Source organism: Mucilaginibacter pankratovii (genome assembly GCF_014773265.1).
GTDB classification, from domain to species: Bacteria; Bacteroidota; Bacteroidia; order Sphingobacteriales; family Sphingobacteriaceae; genus Mucilaginibacter; species Mucilaginibacter pankratovii.
This window is the reverse complement of sequence record NZ_JACWMY010000009.1, coordinates 168222-184546: the sequence shown is the minus strand read 5'-3', so window position 1 is coordinate 184546 and position 16325 is coordinate 168222. Positions and strand designations below refer to the sequence as shown.

The 16325-nt window shown below is 42.3% G+C and carries 19 protein-coding genes; 14 read left to right on the top strand and 5 right to left on the bottom strand.

All coding sequences use genetic code 11. From position 1 onward, the window contains the following. Positions 1–14 precede the first annotated feature (14 nt). Entirely contained in the window at positions 15–905 is an 891-nt protein-coding gene (locus IDJ77_RS17870) for a winged helix-turn-helix domain-containing protein (protein ID WP_191190345.1), read from the top strand. Between the two features lie 80 nt (positions 906–985). Here IDJ77_RS17870 and IDJ77_RS17865 read toward each other — a convergent pair whose 3' ends face one another. The 3 genes from IDJ77_RS17865 to IDJ77_RS17855 all read right to left on the bottom strand — a co-directional run bounded on the left by IDJ77_RS17865 (position 986) and on the right by IDJ77_RS17855 (position 2781). Further along, a complete protein-coding gene (locus tag IDJ77_RS17865) occupies positions 986–2062 on the bottom strand; it encodes a sensor histidine kinase (RefSeq protein WP_191190344.1) in 1077 nt (358 codons plus the stop codon). Positions 2063–2158: 96 nt separating this feature from the next. Next, complete coding sequence (locus IDJ77_RS17860) at positions 2159–2404, bottom strand: DUF2630 family protein (protein ID WP_191190343.1); 246 nt, start codon at positions 2402–2404, stop codon at positions 2159–2161. A gap of 83 nt (positions 2405–2487) precedes the next feature. Beyond that, positions 2488–2781 carry a hypothetical protein gene (locus tag IDJ77_RS17855; protein WP_191190342.1) on the bottom strand — a complete coding sequence of 98 codons (294 nt, stop codon included), beginning with the start codon at positions 2779–2781 and terminating at the stop codon, positions 2488–2490. Between the two features lie 414 nt (positions 2782–3195). Here IDJ77_RS17855 and IDJ77_RS17850 point away from each other — a divergent pair, with 414 nt between their 5' ends. From IDJ77_RS17850 to IDJ77_RS17840, 3 genes are all read left to right on the top strand, one after another. Further along, on the top strand, positions 3196–4107 hold the full coding sequence (locus IDJ77_RS17850) for a helix-turn-helix domain-containing protein (RefSeq protein ID WP_191190341.1): 912 nt from the start codon (positions 3196–3198) through the stop codon (positions 4105–4107). Positions 4108–4226: 119 nt separating this feature from the next. Then, positions 4227–4958: an SDR family oxidoreductase gene (locus IDJ77_RS17845; RefSeq protein WP_191190340.1), complete on the top strand. Its 732-nt coding sequence runs from the start codon at positions 4227–4229 to the stop codon at positions 4956–4958. Positions 4959–5025: 67 nt separating this feature from the next. Further along, positions 5026–5376, top strand: coding sequence for an MmcQ/YjbR family DNA-binding protein (locus tag IDJ77_RS17840; protein ID WP_191190339.1), 351 nt, complete (start codon positions 5026–5028; stop codon positions 5374–5376). Between the two features lie 93 nt (positions 5377–5469). Here IDJ77_RS17840 and IDJ77_RS17835 read toward each other — a convergent pair whose 3' ends face one another. Beyond that, entirely contained in the window at positions 5470–5796 is a 327-nt protein-coding gene (locus tag IDJ77_RS17835; RefSeq protein WP_191190338.1) for a DUF6616 family protein, read from the bottom strand. A gap of 257 nt (positions 5797–6053) precedes the next feature. Here IDJ77_RS17835 and IDJ77_RS17830 point away from each other — a divergent pair, with 257 nt between their 5' ends. Together IDJ77_RS17830 and IDJ77_RS28040 are read left to right on the top strand one after the other, a co-directional pair. After that, complete coding sequence (locus tag IDJ77_RS17830; protein WP_191190337.1) at positions 6054–6830, top strand: helix-turn-helix domain-containing protein; 777 nt, start codon at positions 6054–6056, stop codon at positions 6828–6830. After that, the gene (locus IDJ77_RS28040; protein WP_191190461.1) at positions 6815–6922 is read left to right on the top strand and encodes a helix-turn-helix domain-containing protein; all 108 of its coding nucleotides are present in this window, start codon (positions 6815–6817) and stop codon (positions 6920–6922) included. Before IDJ77_RS17830 ends, IDJ77_RS28040 begins: the two co-directional genes overlap by 16 nt. Positions 6923–7019: 97 nt before the next feature. On the opposite strand, the gene IDJ77_RS17820 is transcribed toward IDJ77_RS28040, so the two are convergent. Further along, positions 7020–7760, bottom strand: a complete 741-nt coding sequence (locus IDJ77_RS17820; RefSeq protein ID WP_191190336.1) for an EcsC family protein — start codon at positions 7758–7760, stop codon at positions 7020–7022. A gap of 276 nt (positions 7761–8036) precedes the next feature. Between IDJ77_RS17820 and IDJ77_RS17815 the strand changes: the two genes are divergently transcribed. From IDJ77_RS17815 to IDJ77_RS17780, 8 genes are all read left to right on the top strand, one after another. Further along, complete coding sequence (locus IDJ77_RS17815) at positions 8037–9020, top strand: glycosyltransferase family protein (RefSeq protein ID WP_191190335.1); 984 nt, start codon at positions 8037–8039, stop codon at positions 9018–9020. A 136-nt stretch (positions 9021–9156) separates the two neighbouring features. Next, complete coding sequence (locus tag IDJ77_RS17810) at positions 9157–10143, top strand: DUF6427 family protein (RefSeq protein ID WP_191190334.1); 987 nt, start codon at positions 9157–9159, stop codon at positions 10141–10143. A 45-nt stretch (positions 10144–10188) separates the two neighbouring features. After that, a complete protein-coding gene (gene purQ / locus IDJ77_RS17805; RefSeq protein WP_191190333.1) occupies positions 10189–10881 on the top strand; it encodes a phosphoribosylformylglycinamidine synthase subunit PurQ in 693 nt (230 codons plus the stop codon). Continuing rightward, positions 10881–11624: a type III pantothenate kinase gene (locus IDJ77_RS17800; protein ID WP_191190332.1), complete on the top strand. Its 744-nt coding sequence runs from the start codon at positions 10881–10883 to the stop codon at positions 11622–11624. The genes purQ and IDJ77_RS17800 overlap by 1 nt, the downstream gene beginning before the upstream one ends. Then, complete coding sequence (locus tag IDJ77_RS17795; RefSeq protein ID WP_191190331.1) at positions 11617–12930, top strand: hypothetical protein; 1314 nt, start codon at positions 11617–11619, stop codon at positions 12928–12930. Before IDJ77_RS17800 ends, IDJ77_RS17795 begins: the two co-directional genes overlap by 8 nt. Positions 12931–12940: 10 nt before the next feature. Next, positions 12941–13516 (top strand): LPS export ABC transporter periplasmic protein LptC, encoded by a 576-nt coding sequence (lptC, locus tag IDJ77_RS17790; RefSeq protein WP_191190330.1) that lies wholly within the window; start codon positions 12941–12943, stop codon positions 13514–13516. Positions 13517–13614: 98 nt separating this feature from the next. Beyond that, complete coding sequence (locus tag IDJ77_RS17785; RefSeq protein ID WP_191190329.1) at positions 13615–15723, top strand: SurA N-terminal domain-containing protein; 2109 nt, start codon at positions 13615–13617, stop codon at positions 15721–15723. 82 nt (positions 15724–15805) lie between these two features. Continuing rightward, on the top strand, positions 15806–16321 hold the full coding sequence (locus IDJ77_RS17780; RefSeq protein ID WP_191190328.1) for a DUF2480 family protein: 516 nt from the start codon (positions 15806–15808) through the stop codon (positions 16319–16321). The last annotated feature ends 4 nt before the right edge of the window (positions 16322–16325 follow it).

Here is a 16325-nt window from a genome sequence, read left to right as displayed (position 1 = left end):
AAATCGTAAATAGTATGTTAGATAGCCCAAATCTCCTCTCCGGGAAACGCAAATACCTGCTCGGCTTGATATTACTCTCGCTTATCTCTGTGATCTGCGTGGCTTTCAGTACAACCGGCACTGACGATTTTGATATTGCCAGACGCGAAGTTTTGCTCCGCAGCATCGGGCATGAACTACTCCTACAATCGGGCGATAGTACATCAAGGGTACTCCCGGTAAAAAAGATCGCGGAGAATGAATACCAGATAAGGTTTGAGAATAAGCTTAGTTTTTCACCCAATTCCCTGGTGAATACTACTCAGCGTTTGTTAGCCAACGACCCCTTCGCCAGTGATTATGTTGTTAACATTCTCACCTGTGGCACCGACAGTGTAGCCTATGGGTACGCTATATCCAAAAACAAAAAAAATGATATTGTACCATGCAAAGGAAGAAAGCAGCCTAAGGCATGTTACATGATCAACATTAAATTTAAACCAACGGGGATAATTACTGCAAAGAATGGATATCTCCTGGGCAGCCTTTCGTTTTTAGCAATTGTTGGCTTTATTATTTGGAGACCAGCTAAGCCGCGGAAGGCTTTAACTGAAGATCAATATACTGACGTATTAACTTTAGGCGCGGTGTCGTTCGATGCGAAGAATCGTACGCTAATCATAAACGGAAAGACGATAGACCTAACCGCCACAGAAACCCGTGTACTGCTCATTTTCGCGTTGTCGCCAAACGAAACTATAGAGCGAAGCCGGCTTCAAAAAGAGATTTGGGAGGATGAAGGTGTTATTGTGGGGCGCAGCCTGGATATGTTCATATCAAAATTGAGGAAAAAACTGGAGTTCGATCCCAATATCAACATTGTTGTAATACGCGGCAAAGGATATAAATTGGAAGTTAATGGCTAAAAAGCCCTTCCAAAAACTGATCTTATTAGGATTCGACCTATGGCGCGGTGATAACACCTGCCACAGGCCAAAAGGGAAACTTATTCTGCTTTGATATAAACCTGAAATTCGGAACCTTTCCCTAACTCACTTTTCAACACTATTTTGCCGCCTGAGTTTGTTACGATCTCGTTGACCAGGTACAAGCCGATACCCGAACCTTCAACGGTATTTTCGATACGGCTGTACTTTGAAAACACCTCTTTTTGATTACTTTTATCTATACCAATACCATTATCCTTTACGCTTATTACCACGTACCCTTTCTCCTTTTTGGTACTTATCGTTATTTCGGGAGTGCGGTTGGGGGAATGAAACTTAATGGCATTATTTACCAGGTTATAAACTATACTCCTCAGTTTTCGGCGGGAATATAATATTTCAGCCACTTTAACGCTGGAGTTAATTACAGCGCCCGATTCCATAATTGTGCCTGCCAGGGTAAGACGCACATCTTCGAGGATATTTTCAAAATCCAAAAGCTCCTCCTCTGCTTTGTATTTATGCTTCAACCTGCCGGCATCAGTTAACTCTGTTATAAGGGCTTGCATTTTTTTAACGGAGCCCTCTAAAATCCCAAAGAACATTAAAAATGCTTTAGAGCTATCGGTAGAAACCGTTTTAAGCTGATTGATAGTTAAAAGCAAACTGGTTAACGGTCCTTTAATATCATGAGATATAGTATCCAGCAATGTTTCATGCTCGGCAACTAAACCTTCCTGGTTAACCAGGTCCTTTATCCTTGCCGTTATCTCAACAAAGGTGATGATCACCCCATTGGTTTTTTTGGTTTTCGTAATAACGTAGGGTATAATGTTCATTTGATACCATCGTAAATCCGTTGTCTGGATCTCCTTCTCCAATATCTCATTACTATTAATTACCTGTTCAATATTTTCCACTATAGTAGGGAAGCGAAAATTATCTTTAATATCGTCTATGTTCTTACCTACGTCGCCTACTTTCAACGAAAACTGCTTCATAGCCGGAGGCGTGAATTTCCTAAGGATCAGGTCACTATCCACAAACAATTGCGGAATTATCGTGTTCCGGAAATAATTCTCTAACTCATCATTTAGCTTAATGAGTTTTTTTATCTTTTTATCTTTATCAATCATACTTCCAGATAAGTCGCTGACAAATGTATTATTTCTACTGAAGAATCAATCAAGGCAATATATGCCAAAAGCCCCGGCGTGATAACCGAATTCGCATTATTTTTTGTAATGCTCTATCGTATCAACCGATCTCATTTGTGCCCTATCCGGGTTATCTCCCGCATCGCGGAAAGCCCGGCGCTGACGAAGCAAATCCCAGTACTGGTCAAGTTCAGACTTTACTATGTGCATTTCCTTAATATCCTCATCGGTTAGTTCCGTTTTGCCATATAAATGCTCTTCTCTTTCTGTGAGTTGCCTGATATGTTCAATCACCGAGATGTCTTCTTTTTTTTCTTCCATAATGTGTTTGTTAATATTAACTGCCCTTATTTTTAGGGCAGTTAAATAGTTTATTTATCCTGTAGCGGAAAATCTATTTTCTCTTAACTGGACTGTTCAACCAGGAAATCGTGAAGGTGCTGCCCAAGTAAATTTGTTTGGTATTCTGTATCATCGCCATTGTTTGTTAACGCTATTTCATTTTCGGTAACGGTAATGGTAAATACAGTACCTTCTATAATTTCCGGGAAGGAAACATTGATGATATCGTAAACGTGCGCATATTCTATACTCAAACTCGAATTCATTTTGGCATTAATGTCGTTGGCAAAATCTTTCTTTAAAATAAGAAAAAGTGCCTCTGCACTTAGCGGGTGTACATTTTTGATGGATGTCATTGTATAGTGTTAGTTAAAAGTTAAATTAAGTAAAGCAACAAGCCTATTAAAATGAGCCGGATAAGTGGGTGGAGAATCTTAAGCGATCTGTTAAAGATAGGAGTTGTACAAATACAACAATCGTACACGGATTTGTTTGAGTTTGTAACTTATAAATAAGTAATTACGATAAGGGTTGACAACCTGATTCGACCAAGCGAGCCTATGTCAATTACCCGGGGAGTATAAGTATTCGTCGGCAGGGTATTATATTTTGAATACTCCTAACGAAATCATAACGCATTACATGGAACATATATAACCCTTTGGAAGTAATGCCCTGGAAGCGGTGCGGTGATAACACCGAACACAGGCTGAAGAGTCCCTATCCCCAACATCAATTAACGTTCTATAAATTTTTGCATACTTTAGTATATGAAATTACCTGATGATACATCTTCTATTGCCCCCGCAAAATCCTCTGTAATATCAGACACCATTCAAAATGATGCAGTTACTTTCCATATACTGGATCTGAGTATAGCTAATAACCCGATTTTTTCATTTGAATATAACAGGAAGATATTTTACACGGCCACTTTATTGCAAGGGGAATATCGACTTGAATTTGAAGATAGAAACATTGATATTTCGGGTAACTCATTACTTTTCACCACAACCAAAATTCCTTTTGGGATACACGCGACCGGTTTGGGATACTCCGGGATCAGCTGCATGTTTAAAGAAGAGTTTATTACTAAAGCTAACAGTGGTTATCGTTTACTTGAATTCCCGATCTATAAACCAGGCAGGCAGAACATCTATTCGCTCACAGAGGAGCAAACGAAAAATTTTATTGATATCTACCTTAAAATATTCAATGAAAAACAAGTAAATAGCGCCTTTAAAGATAATCTGCAACGTACTTATCTACTTGAAATCATTTTTAATGCACAAAACCTCGCTCCGGTTACCTCTTTCGTAAAAACAAATAATACGACCGAGGTTATCGCCTGTTCCTTCATAAGATTATTAGAATCGCAGTTTCCCATAGAATCCCCGCAGGATGCGATCAAATTTAAAACTTCAAAAGATTTCGCAGACAGCCTGTCACTCCATCCCAATTATTTGAACCGCCAGGTAAAATTATCTAAAGGAAGGACAGTAACAGAGATCATCGCAGCAAGACTTGTTCAAGAGGCTAAGATCTTATTAAAATTAACCAACTGGAACATTGCGGAGATCTCCTTTGCACTCGGTTTCGAGGAGCCTTCCCATTTCAATCTATTTTTTAAAAAGCATGCAAATGGTTCTCCTACTGATTACAGAAAACTACACAAGGAATAGTTTGCTCTTTCAAAGATCTGAGACAAATAAGTTTGATTTTAGTAAGGATCGGTTTTATTTGCGCTAACACTGGCTATGCGTCCGTTCTACCTTTGCATTGAAATTAAACAATTTTCAATATGACAAAGATAGCATTAGTGACCGGTGCCAATAAGGGCATTGGTTTTGAAACAGCGAAACAACTTGCACAACATAATATCAAGGTTTTATTAGGGGCAAGAAATGAAACTGAAGGTAAAAAAGCAGAAGCAGTTTTACGGGGCTTGTCGTTAGATGTTACCTACATAAGACTGGACATCAGTGATTCGACAGATATAGAGAACGTTAAAAGCTACATTGAAAGCGAGTATGGCGCATTGGACATCCTGGTCAATAACGCAGCCGTATTTTTAGACGGCGCATGGTTCGGAAATAACACAGAATCCGTTACATTACAAACTCTTCGTGATACTTTTGACATTAATTATTTTGGAACTGTGGAGCTGACCCAGGCTTTATTGCCGGCGATCAAAAAAAGCGAGGCGGGGCGAATTGTGAACATCAGCAGCGTTTCTGGTTCCTTTGGCGTTCATTTGAATGAAGCTCATTGGCTGTACGCTTTAAAACCATATGCTTACAGTGCATCAAAAACAGCTTTAAACCAGTTTACAGTTTTTCTGGCTCACGCACTTCGCGAAACTAAAATAAAAGTAAATGCAGCAAATCCTGGTTGGGTTAAAACATCCATCGGCTCAGATCAAGCGCCACTTACACCTGAAGACGGTGCGAAAACAGGAGTAGCATTAGCCCTGCTGGATGACAATGGACCAACGGGTACTTTTTCTGAGTCTGGCGAGGTATTACCATGGTAAATAAATCATAAAAACGCATACCTTCAATTGTTAGGCATTTGCTTAAAGATGTTACCTCACTTCATATATGAATGTAGAAGAGTTCAGAGATTTCTGTCTGTCATTCCCGGAAACCCGGGAAGGTATGCCATTCGAGGGTTTCTTTAAAAATTCACGGTCTATCCTCGTATTTTATGTTGGTAAGAAGATGTTCTGCCTGTTCGACCTTAATAAATTTGATCGTTGTACAGTAAAATGTGATCCCAAGCTCATTGATGAGCTTAGGGAACACGAGGGCATCAACAAACCATTTAACTTAAGTTCAAAACACTGGATAAGTATTGATTTAAACGGGGATGTCTCCTGGGAATTAATCCAGGATCTTGTTACTAAATCTTACAAACTTGTCGCAGAGAGTATTTTGAAGAAAAACATATAAAATGAAATGTTTAAAAATTCTGTTACAAAGAATTTATATCATCAGTACATCAGACAACCGAAGTAAAATAGAGCCGCCGACAACCCTTTGAGATTAGATATTAATCAGTTTTTTAAAAATATCTGTAGAATCGCCTTTTAAATTTAACTGATCAAAGTAAGTAAACCAGTCCGAATCTGCCATAAGCTCTTGAACAGCATTGGCAAGCTCATCCGTTGGGATTGTCCAGATAACAAAGAAATTATAGCCAGCACGATGAAGGGTGTCCTGGTCATTTTCGCTCATGCTAACTATCACTACACCCTGGTCCATCAGTCCCTTCGAAGAATCGTTAACGTGAGTCAGGTAAGCGGCTCTCTCTTCTTTGCTTAGATCAAGCCAGGCTTGTGTGGGTGAAAACATTTCGATAAAATACTTCATAATGCTATTGTTTATTTTTTGTTAAATGATACTGATCTAAGTAACTTAACTGTGAATAGTAAATACTTGATCAGCTGCTGACAAAGGTATAGGCAGTCAAAATAGTATGAGATAGACAAATCGTGCCATTAATGTCACTATTGGTGCTTTTGTATTGATCGATCAGGGTGTTTGATATCGATCAAATATCATGGGTGCTGCTCACTGTCATAAATTATGAGTGACAATTGCTAAAAAATCTGTTTATCTTAATCGTCATGAAATCAATAGTTCAGTATCATTTTGTCAATGAAAAATATGGGAAAACTTTATTGATAGATATTGTTCCGATTTCTGAAATTAATAAGTACATAGAAAAAGAGCCCATCCACAGGCTTACTTTTTATGATATGACATTTATAACCAGTGGGAATGAAAACGTATTTATCAATCAAACGGAATTGCATGTCCGGTCAGGGGATGTGATCTGTTCTATTCCTGGCGAGATCTGGAGCTGGCCAAAACAGACCGCAATGCAAGGCTACGTGTTGCTATTTGAAGAAGAATTTCTGTTTTCATTCTTCAACGATAAACAGTTTATAAACAAATTCAGGTATCTGAAACATGGTCGTACTTCTCCGTTGATACGGCTTAACAAAGAGCTCTTTAAAAACGTTATAGGATATCTGGAGCAAATAAACAATGAAATCCAACTGGGCGTTAGCAGCAGTGAACATGTTCTCCGGGCATTGGTATATCTGATCCTGGCACTGCTTGAACGGGCAGAGGTAGTACCGGTTATGACTAACGACACCATCACGAAAGAAGAACAGGCCAACAGGCATATTCAGGCCTTCGTACAACTGGTAGATGAACATTATTTGCGATCACATGATGTTCAGTTCTTTGCTGACAAACTTTTCATAACGGCCAATTATCTAAACAGGATGACTAAAGAGTATTTGGGGTCTACGTCCAAATCATTTATACTTAACAGGGTTATGCAGGAAGCAAAAAATTTACTCAACTACACCAGCCTATCAGTTGCGAGATAAGCAATCAATTAAAATTTGAAACGCCGAACTACTTTGTCCGTCTATTCAGAAAGTATGTGGGGATGACCCCAAAGCAATATCGTGATAAATGACCTTGACATCTGGATTTTTACACTGCAAATGAATACCGAACACTTTTCTTATGTTTTCCATGGAACGATTGAATCAGCATTTAGCCCGTGGTCGGCGTTATCGCCGCACCACTACCGAGCCCCCCAACACCCGCATCCTGTAACAATTCATGGCCGTTTCGCCAAGCTGGGCTATGAGGTGGTAATTGGCAATAGCGCCAACCGCGGCGCCGATAACGGGGATAAGCTGGGCCATTTTGGCCAGGTCGATATAGTCGCGGTATTCCAGCTGAAAGGTGCGCCAATCAAACTCTTCGCTGCCGGCAGGCAACAAGCGGCTGTAACTTTCCCAGTTCTCTAACAAATGATACACCTTGTTGCGGCGTTGCTGGCTACAAAAAGTAAGCTGAAAAATGTAGAGGATGTACAGCCTTTCCTTATAATCCTTCACATCAAAACCATACAGGGCGGCAATGTTAAACAGCAGTTTCATTTTTATACCGATGAGGATAGGGAATTCCGCAAAGCCAAGCAAAATGCCTCCCGTGCCGATAGCAGCACCCTCTACCGCGGCGGTTTTCTGGTAGATGCCAATCTGCCTTTTAACATAACTTTCCCGCAGCAGTAGCGAAGCATCGGGAGCGAGCCGGTCGGTGGCGGTATATTTAGCGCCGAAAAGCACCGCCTTCACCATTTTTTCGATAGTAACGGTAATTACCTGATGCGCCTTTTCGGGGATAATGCTGTTGATCTTGTTTTGCAGGCCTTTGGCTATGCGGTTGGCAAGAGAGGGTTTCTTTTGCATGTTTTGCCGCCATTGGCTAAGCAGTACATAAGCTTGTTCTTCGTAGGCATCCATGCAATTAAAGTTAATTAAATAGTAGATGATAATTAGGCAGCAATGTTACTGCCAAAATAAAAAGGCTCCTGTTGGCCGGTTATTTTAGGTGGAAGCAATTAAAAACTGGGTAAAATGGTGTTTGTTCGGGCTTGTTCGGGCTGTTCGCGCTACATCGCGAACGCGAACAAGCCGTTCATTAAATAAGAGTTAAACGCATATACAATTACTTTCATTTCATTATTTAATAACACAGTATAAACTTTTCTTTGCTAAATTGCCCGCAATTCTACGCCTATGAAAATATTGTTCGGTATACAGGGTACAGGGAACGGCCACATCAGCCGCGCCCGCGAAATTGTGCCCCTGCTGCAGCAATACGGCGAGGTAGACCTGGTAGTAAGCGGCACCGAAGCCGAGGTGAGCCTGAGCCAGCCGCTTGCCCATAAGTTCCACGGTTTTAGCTTTGTATTCGGCAAAAAAGGGGGCGTAGATAACTGGGCCACCTTCAAGATCATGAACCTGCGCCAGCTGTGGAAGGACATGCACAGCCTCCCCTTAAACCAGTACGATCTCATTATCAACGATTTTGAGCCCGTAAGCGCCTGGGCTTGCCGGTTGCAGAAGATACCGTCGGTATCGCTCAGTCACCAATGCTCGTTCGTATCGCCAAAAACGCCCCGCCCCAAAAAGTGGGACTGGGCCGAATGGCTTTTTAAATATTATTCGCCCACTACGTACCATATCGGCTTCCACTTTGAGCGGTACGATGATTTTATCCATACCCCCGTTATCCGCGGCGATATCCGCCGTATGGAAACCTCCAACCTGGGCCACTACAGCGTTTACCTCCCCGCCTACAGCGATAAAACCCTGCTAAAAAATCTTGGCGGCACCGATGCCGAGTGGCACGTATTCTCCAAACGCACCAAAACGCCTTACCGCGAGGGCAATGTACACGTGTTCCCGGTAAACAATGATGGCTTTAACAACAGCCTGGCCAGCAGCGCCGGCCTGCTTACCGGCGGCGGTTTCGAGGGCCCTGCCGAGGCCCTGTTTATGGGTAAAAAAGTGATGATGATACCCATGAAGGGACAGTACGAGCAGCAATGCAACGCCCTCTCGGCATCCAAACTGGGCGTAAAAGTGGTAAGCACCATAAACGAAAGCTTCCCAACCCACATCAACAACTGGCTCGCCGACCCAACCCGCATCAACGTAAACTTCCCCGATGAAACCGCGCAGATTGTGGATGATATGGTGAAGAAATACGCGAAGTAGAGAGGATTTCGAATGTCGGATTTCAAATGTCGGATTTTTCTGTTGCTGGCTTCAGGAGCTTAATTTCGAAATTGAACATTCGACATTCGAAATCATACCCCTTTTCTGCTAATTTTGCCGCAACAAGCAAGCCGCTATGGTCAATATTTTTAAGGTGTACAATCCGCTCAATGTAATATGGCTTGCCATCCTGCTGTTCGTGCTGCGTATTGGTTACATTATACAGGTACCCGATAAACTGGAATTTATTTTTGTTGAACCCTTTGCCCGCCTGCTGGTACCGGTAGCATACGAGTATGTATTTTCTCCCGGGTTAAACATGTTTTTGGCAGGTGTGCTGGTGCTAAGCCAGGCTGTATTGGTAAATTACCTGGTTAACCATTACAACCTGCTCAGCAGGCCCACTTTTCTGCCCGCCTTGATGTATGTTACGCTAACGGCTTTGTTTACACCGTTTATGGTACTGAGCGCCCCCCTTATCTGCAATTTTCTGTTAATATGGATGCTCTTCAAACTCCTCAGCTTTTATAAAAGCGACGACGCCAAATCCATCGCGTACGATCTGGGGATGATCGTGGCCGTTGGCTCGCTTATTTATTTCCCTTTTATATTCCTGTTTTTAGCCATTTGGATAGCCCTCGTAATATTTAAACCCTTTAACTGGCGCGAGTGGGTTTCTGGGATACTGGGTTATGTAACCGTTTTCTTTTTCTTAGCAGTGTTTTACTACCTCAATGGCAGGCTTGGCCGGTTTTACGATATCTGGGCGCCGCTGGGCTCAAAATTCCCCAACAGTATCCATATCGAATACCTGGATTACCTGGTGCTCGTTCCTGTGATCATTATCATTGTGCTTTATTTTGTTAAACTGCAGCAAAACTTTTATAAAAGCTACGTGCAGGTGCGCAAATCGTTCCAGTTATTATTTATCATGTTTTTAATAACCGGGCTATCGTTTTATGTACGCACGGCGTTTAATCTTAACCACTTTATATTGTGCGCAGTGCCCGCGGCGGTGTTTTTTAGCTATTATTTTGTAAACGCCACCACCAAATGGTTTTACGAAAGTTTGTATTTATTGCTGCTTATCAGCATAATATATTCCCAGTTTAACACTTTTTAACTTTTACATTCGTTCAAATTTCGGCGTAAACATTAGTTTTGTAGCATGAAATTTGGCGTAGTAATATTTCCCGGCTCCAATTGCGATGAAGATATCATCCACGTTTTGCAAAATGTAATGGGCCAGCAGGTGGTTAGGTTGTGGCACAAAGACCACGACCTGCAAGGTGCAGAGTTCATTGTTTTGCCCGGCGGTTTCTCTTTTGGCGATTACCTTCGCTCTGGCGCTATCGCCCGCTTCTCGCCTATTATGCAGGAAGTTATACAGTTTGCCGCTAAAGGCGGTAAAGTATTGGGCATCTGCAACGGCTTCCAGATCCTGGCCGAAGCAGGCTTACTCCCCGGTGCATTGTTGCACAACAAAAACCGCAAATTTATTTGCCGCAACATCTACTTGAAACCGCAAACCGCAAATTCGCTGGTTACCCGCCAGCTGGATCCTGAGCGTGCTTTAAAGATTCCTATCGCACATGGCGAGGGCAATTATTTTGCCGATGCTGATGTTTTGAAGGCAATAAATGATAACGACCAGGTGCTTTTCCGCTATTGCGATGAGGCCGGTAACATTACCGACGAAAGCAACCCTAACGGCTCTATTGAGAACATAGCAGGTGTTTGCAATGCAGAACGTAACGTGTTTGGCTTTATGCCCCACCCCGAGCGCGCTTCGGAAGCGTTGGTAGGTAACGAGGACGGAGTGTTGATATTCGAATCGATATTAGCGCTGGCAAAAGCCTAATGACCAGCCTGGTTATTGATATTGGCAACACCCTCACCAAGATCGCTGTTTTTAAAGATAACGACTTGCTACAGGTGCAGCAATACCAGCAACCCGGTAATGATGAGATAAACAGCCTGCTGGATAAGCATCAGATAAACAAGGCGATATTATCATCTGTAAAAAAAGAAAAAGAGCCCTGGCAACTAATGCTCGAAGATAAATTTACGGTAGTACATTTTAACAGCAGTATTGCCAGCGGCATAAATAACCATTATAAAACACCAAAAACGCTCGGCCCCGATAGGCTGGCAGCGGTAATTGGCGCAAACCATTTATATCCGCATACCAGCAACATCATCATAGGCGGGGGCACCACCATCACTTACGATTATGTTGATGCCGGGGCAAATTATTTTGGCGGCAGTATATCACCGGGTTTAAAAATGCGTTATAAAGCCTTAAATTATTATACCGGCGCGCTGCCGTTGATAGAGGCCGATGAGAGTTTCAGTAACGCATATGGCGATGATACCGCTTCGGCCATCACATCGGGGGTGCAAAACGGCATAAAATACGAGCTTACGGGCTTTATAGAAGAGTATATTAAAACACAAAAAGCGTACAATATCATACTACACGGGGGCGATAGTATTTTTTTTGATACGCTGTTAAAAAATAGCATCTTTGCCCCCTATATAAAAAATGAGCCTTACCTGGTTCTAAAAGGATTAAACGCAGCTATACAAAAGCATAATGATTAGATATATAAGGTTCTTAATAATACTTTCTCTTACTGCAACAGCCTTTGGCGCACATGCACAATCTACTGCTACTACAAGCTCTCCATATTCGCGATATGGCCTTGGCGATCTAAGCCCTACCGTTTTGCCTCAGCAAGCGGCAATGGGTGGTATTGGTGCCGCTATCAACAAAATAAACAGTTACAACTACATCAACTTTTTAAATCCGGCCGCTTATTCCTCTATTAACTACACGGTTATAGATGCTGGTATCTCCAGCAATATCAATACCCTTAGCAAAAGCGGTGCAAGTAACCAAACCAACGCAAGCTTCAGGCTTAGCCACGTGGCTTTCGGTATCCCGTTGTCTAAAAGGTCGGCATTGAGCTTTGGTTTATTGCCATATACCGAACTGGGTTATAACTATCGCCAGTCGCAAGCCAATTTTGGCACCGGTATGCCTGCCGATACCAACGCCGTAAACTACTTATACAGTGGCGATGGTGGCTTAACAAAAGCATACATAGGCTACGGTATACGCGTAGGTGGTCTTTCGGTAGGTGCAAACGCATCGTACATATTTGGTAACTTAAAAGAAACCCAATCTACCGAGGTACCTAACCTGTTTGGCACCTTAAACTCCAGGGTGGAAGAGAGCAACAGCATCCACGGCCTTAATTACGATTATGGCGTGCAGTACAGTATCGATTTCTCTGCCCGGAAACACCTTGTATTGGGTTATTCTGCTTCTACAAGCTCAAAACTTACAACGCAAAACAGCTACGTTGTAAGTAGCTACTTTACCGAAAACGGTGATGAAGGTGTTGCTACAGACAGCCTTGTAAACCGTAAGGACGCCAAAGCAAAAATAAACCTGCCGCAGATACACCACTTTGGTGTAAGCTACCAGTACGATGGCAAATATTTAATTGGTGCGGATTACAGCATTGGTAACTGGAGCGACCTAAGCGTTGCAGGCGTAAACAAAGGCTTGCAAAATAGCAAAACATTTAATGTTGGCGGGCAAATAACCCCTAACATGAACTCGCTATCCAACTATTTTGCACGTGTGGATTACCGCTTTGGGGTGATATACGATCAAACTTACCTGTACGTAAACAATACCAATATTAAAAGATACGCGGCCACCTTTGGGTTGGGCCTGCCTTTACCACGTAACAATACCGCGTTTTATAAAATTAACCTTGCTGCCGAATACGGCAAACGCGGCACCTTAACAAACGGACTGGTAAAAGAGAACTACATTAACCTACGCCTCTCCTTCACGCTGAACGACCTTTGGTTTGTGAAGTATAAATATGATTAATAAGCCTTTTATGCTTACCAGGTTGCTATCGGGAAAGATTTGGCTATCTGCGCTTTGCGTAGTGATGCTTTTTAGCGCCTGCGAAAACGATATCAATAAAATTAAGGAGATTGCCGCTGCCGACGCTACCAAGCCTATACAGCGCACTACCGATCTGGATGTGATCTTCAGCGATTCGGCGCTGGTTAAATTCCGCTTAACCTCTCCCCTTTATATCGAATACAAAGTAGAGAAACCTTACGGCATATTACCCAAGGGCGTAAAGATTATTTTTTTGGATAAGGACGCTAAAGAGGAGGGTAACATTGTTGCCGACTCGGCCTCGATGCATGATGATAACAAGTTTATCGAATTTCATAAAAATGTTGTAGCTACAAATTCAGAAGGTACCGTATACAAATCCGACGAGTTGATATGGGATCAGAAGAAAAAGATCTACTACTCCAACAAGCCGGTAGAGATGACAAAAGTTGGCGGCGATGTGATGAGGGGCACAAGCTTTACCAGCGACGACAAACTACAGCACCCCATCTTTCAAAATTCCACAGCAATTATTCACGTTAATGGCGACAGTTTTTCGCAATAGACACTCAAATTCATTACGCAAAAATTTGTGTTATAGAATTTTAGTAAAAGTTGTATCTTGCGCCTCTTTTTGAGAAATATAAAATATATAAGAGTTATATGGGTATCATGAGTTATTTGCGGGAGCGAATGGGAAAAATTCTCGCAATTGTTATTGGATTGGCACTTCTTGCATTTGTTGCGGGTGAAGTTATTAAGTCGGGCAGTTCTATTTTTAAGGATAATGCCAGCGAAATTGGAGAAATTAATGGCTCTGTCGTTAGCTATAAAGAATTTAACGACAGGTTAGATCTTTCCACCGCTCAGTTTAAACAACAATCCGGCCAAAGCATTTCGCCACAGATCACCAACTATTTACAGGAAACTACCTGGAACCAGTTTTTGACCGACAGGCTGCTTGGTAAAGAAATTGAAAAGTTAGGTATCACCGTTGGCGATGCCGAAACGCAAAACATGGTGAGCGGCGCTAACCCCGATCCGCAGATTGCACGCCAGTTTACCGATCCGCAAACCGGCCAGTTCGATAGAGCGAAACTTAACCAGTTTTTGCAATACCTGCAAAGCCCTAAGGCTGATACTGCCCAGTTATCATCATGGAGCACCTTCCTTACCGAACTGATTAAGGATAAAAAAAGGCAAAAATACATGGCTTTGGTTAGCACAGGTTTATACGTAAACACGCTTGACGCGCAGGACGATTACCTGGCAAAAAATAAGCTTGCTAACTTTAAATACACCGTGCTTGATTATGCTTCGATACCAGATAGCAAAATTACCTTAACTGATGATGATTACAGCGCCTACTACAACGGGCATAAATCGGAGTTTAAAAACAAACAGGAACTGCGCAGCTTTGATTACGTAAGCTTTAATGCCGCGCCTTCTAAAGAAGATAGCCTGGCTATAAAAAACCAGGTTGACAAGCTTGCTGCAGATTTTAAAGCATCTACAAATGATTCTTTGTTCGTGCAGATCAACTCAGAAACAAAAGCACCTATTACCTATCTAAAAAAAGGCCAGTTAGAGCCGAAGTTAGATTCGGTAATGTTTAACGCAGCACCGGGTTTTGTTTACGGCCCATACTTATCTGGCAGCAGCTACAAAATAGCAAAACTGATCACGGCTAAAGTTAGTCCGGATTCTGTTAAAGCGCGCCATATCTTATTAAATCCGGCTATCGAAGGCGGTGTCGATAAAGCGCTTGCTAAAGCAGATTCAATTAAAAAATTGCTTATTGGCGGTAAATCATTTGCCGATTTGGCCAACAGCTTCTCTATAGACAAAAACGCTAACCAAAAAGGTGGCGACCTGGGTACATTTGGCCGTGGCTTGATGATCCCTGCTTTTGACGATGTAGTTTTTGATGCTAAAAAAGGCGATATTAAAATTTTCACTACACAATTTGGTGTTCACTTAGTTGAGATACAAAACCTGGTAGGTTCATCTAAAGTAGTTAAGGTTGCTTTGGTTGATAAACCGTTAGAAGCAAGCCAGAAAACACAAAACGACGTTTACAACAAAGCACAGGCGTTCCTGAGCTCGTTAACAAAAGATAATTTTGAGGCCCAGGCCAAAAAAGCAGGTCTTGCTGTTAAAAAAGCAGATGATGTAAACGGCACAGCAGCAACATTGCCGGGCCTCGAAAATGCCCGCGCACTGATCAAATGGGCGTTTAAAGCAGAGAATGGTGATTTCTCTGAAGAGGTATATCCTATCGGCGACCAATATGTAATAGGCAGCCTTACACAAATTAAGCCTATAGGTTACTTAAGCCTTGATGCTGTAAAAAAACAGATAGAGCCTGCCGTTAGAGTAATTGTAAAAGGCAAACAACTATCTGAAAAACTGCAGTCGGCTTTAAATGGCGCGTCATCTATCGATCAGGTAGCTCAAAAAGCGGGTAGCAAAGTGGTACCGGTACAAAACATTGTATTGGCCAATCCAGTAATACCAGGTTCGGGCCCGGAGTATAAAGTTATTGGTGGTATTTTTGGTGCACAGCCAAGCAAATTATCAAAACCAGTTGCAGGTACGCAAGGTGTTTATGTTTATACGCTTGATAGCTTTATTAACCCGGCTGCATTAACAAATGCGATAAGAGAGAAACAAACATTAGGCCAGGTGCTTGCACAGCGTGCCGACGGACAGGTGCTTGAAGCCCTGAAAGATAAGGCGAATGTAAAAGATAACCGTGCTAAGTTCTTATAAGCTAAATTTAAAGTAATTTTGCAACCGGTAACAGCGTTATAACTGTTGCCGGTTTTTTGTTTTATAAAGATTTGGCCCTAAAATGGAAATACAGGAAAATATAATCAATAAAGTTGCGCAAAGCGGGCTGGTTACGCTGGACCCCGCCCAGTTTTACCCAGCCGGAGAACGCGTTGTTTATGATATAAAGGATAATTTATTTCACGGCTTGATGCTGCGCGAAAAGGATTTCCGCGAGTTTGTAAAAGGGCACGATTGGGCGCAGTACCAGGATAAACTGGTTGCCGTAACCTGCAGCGCAGATGCCATTGTGCCGGCCTGGGCTTATATGCTGCTGGCTAACCGCCTTGCTCCTTATGCCAGGGAAGTTGTTTTTGGCGATGCCGAAGTTTTAGAGACCGTTTTGTTTGTAAAGCAGATAGCCACAATGGATGTGGAACAATACCGCGACCAGCGCCTGGTAATAAAGGGCTGCGGCGATACGCCGGTGCCGGTATCGGCTTATGTAGAACTCACAAAAAAACTTACACCTGTTGCAAAGAGCCTGATGTTTGGCGAACCTTGTTCAACAGTACCCATATATAAGCGCCGCGATTAAACCG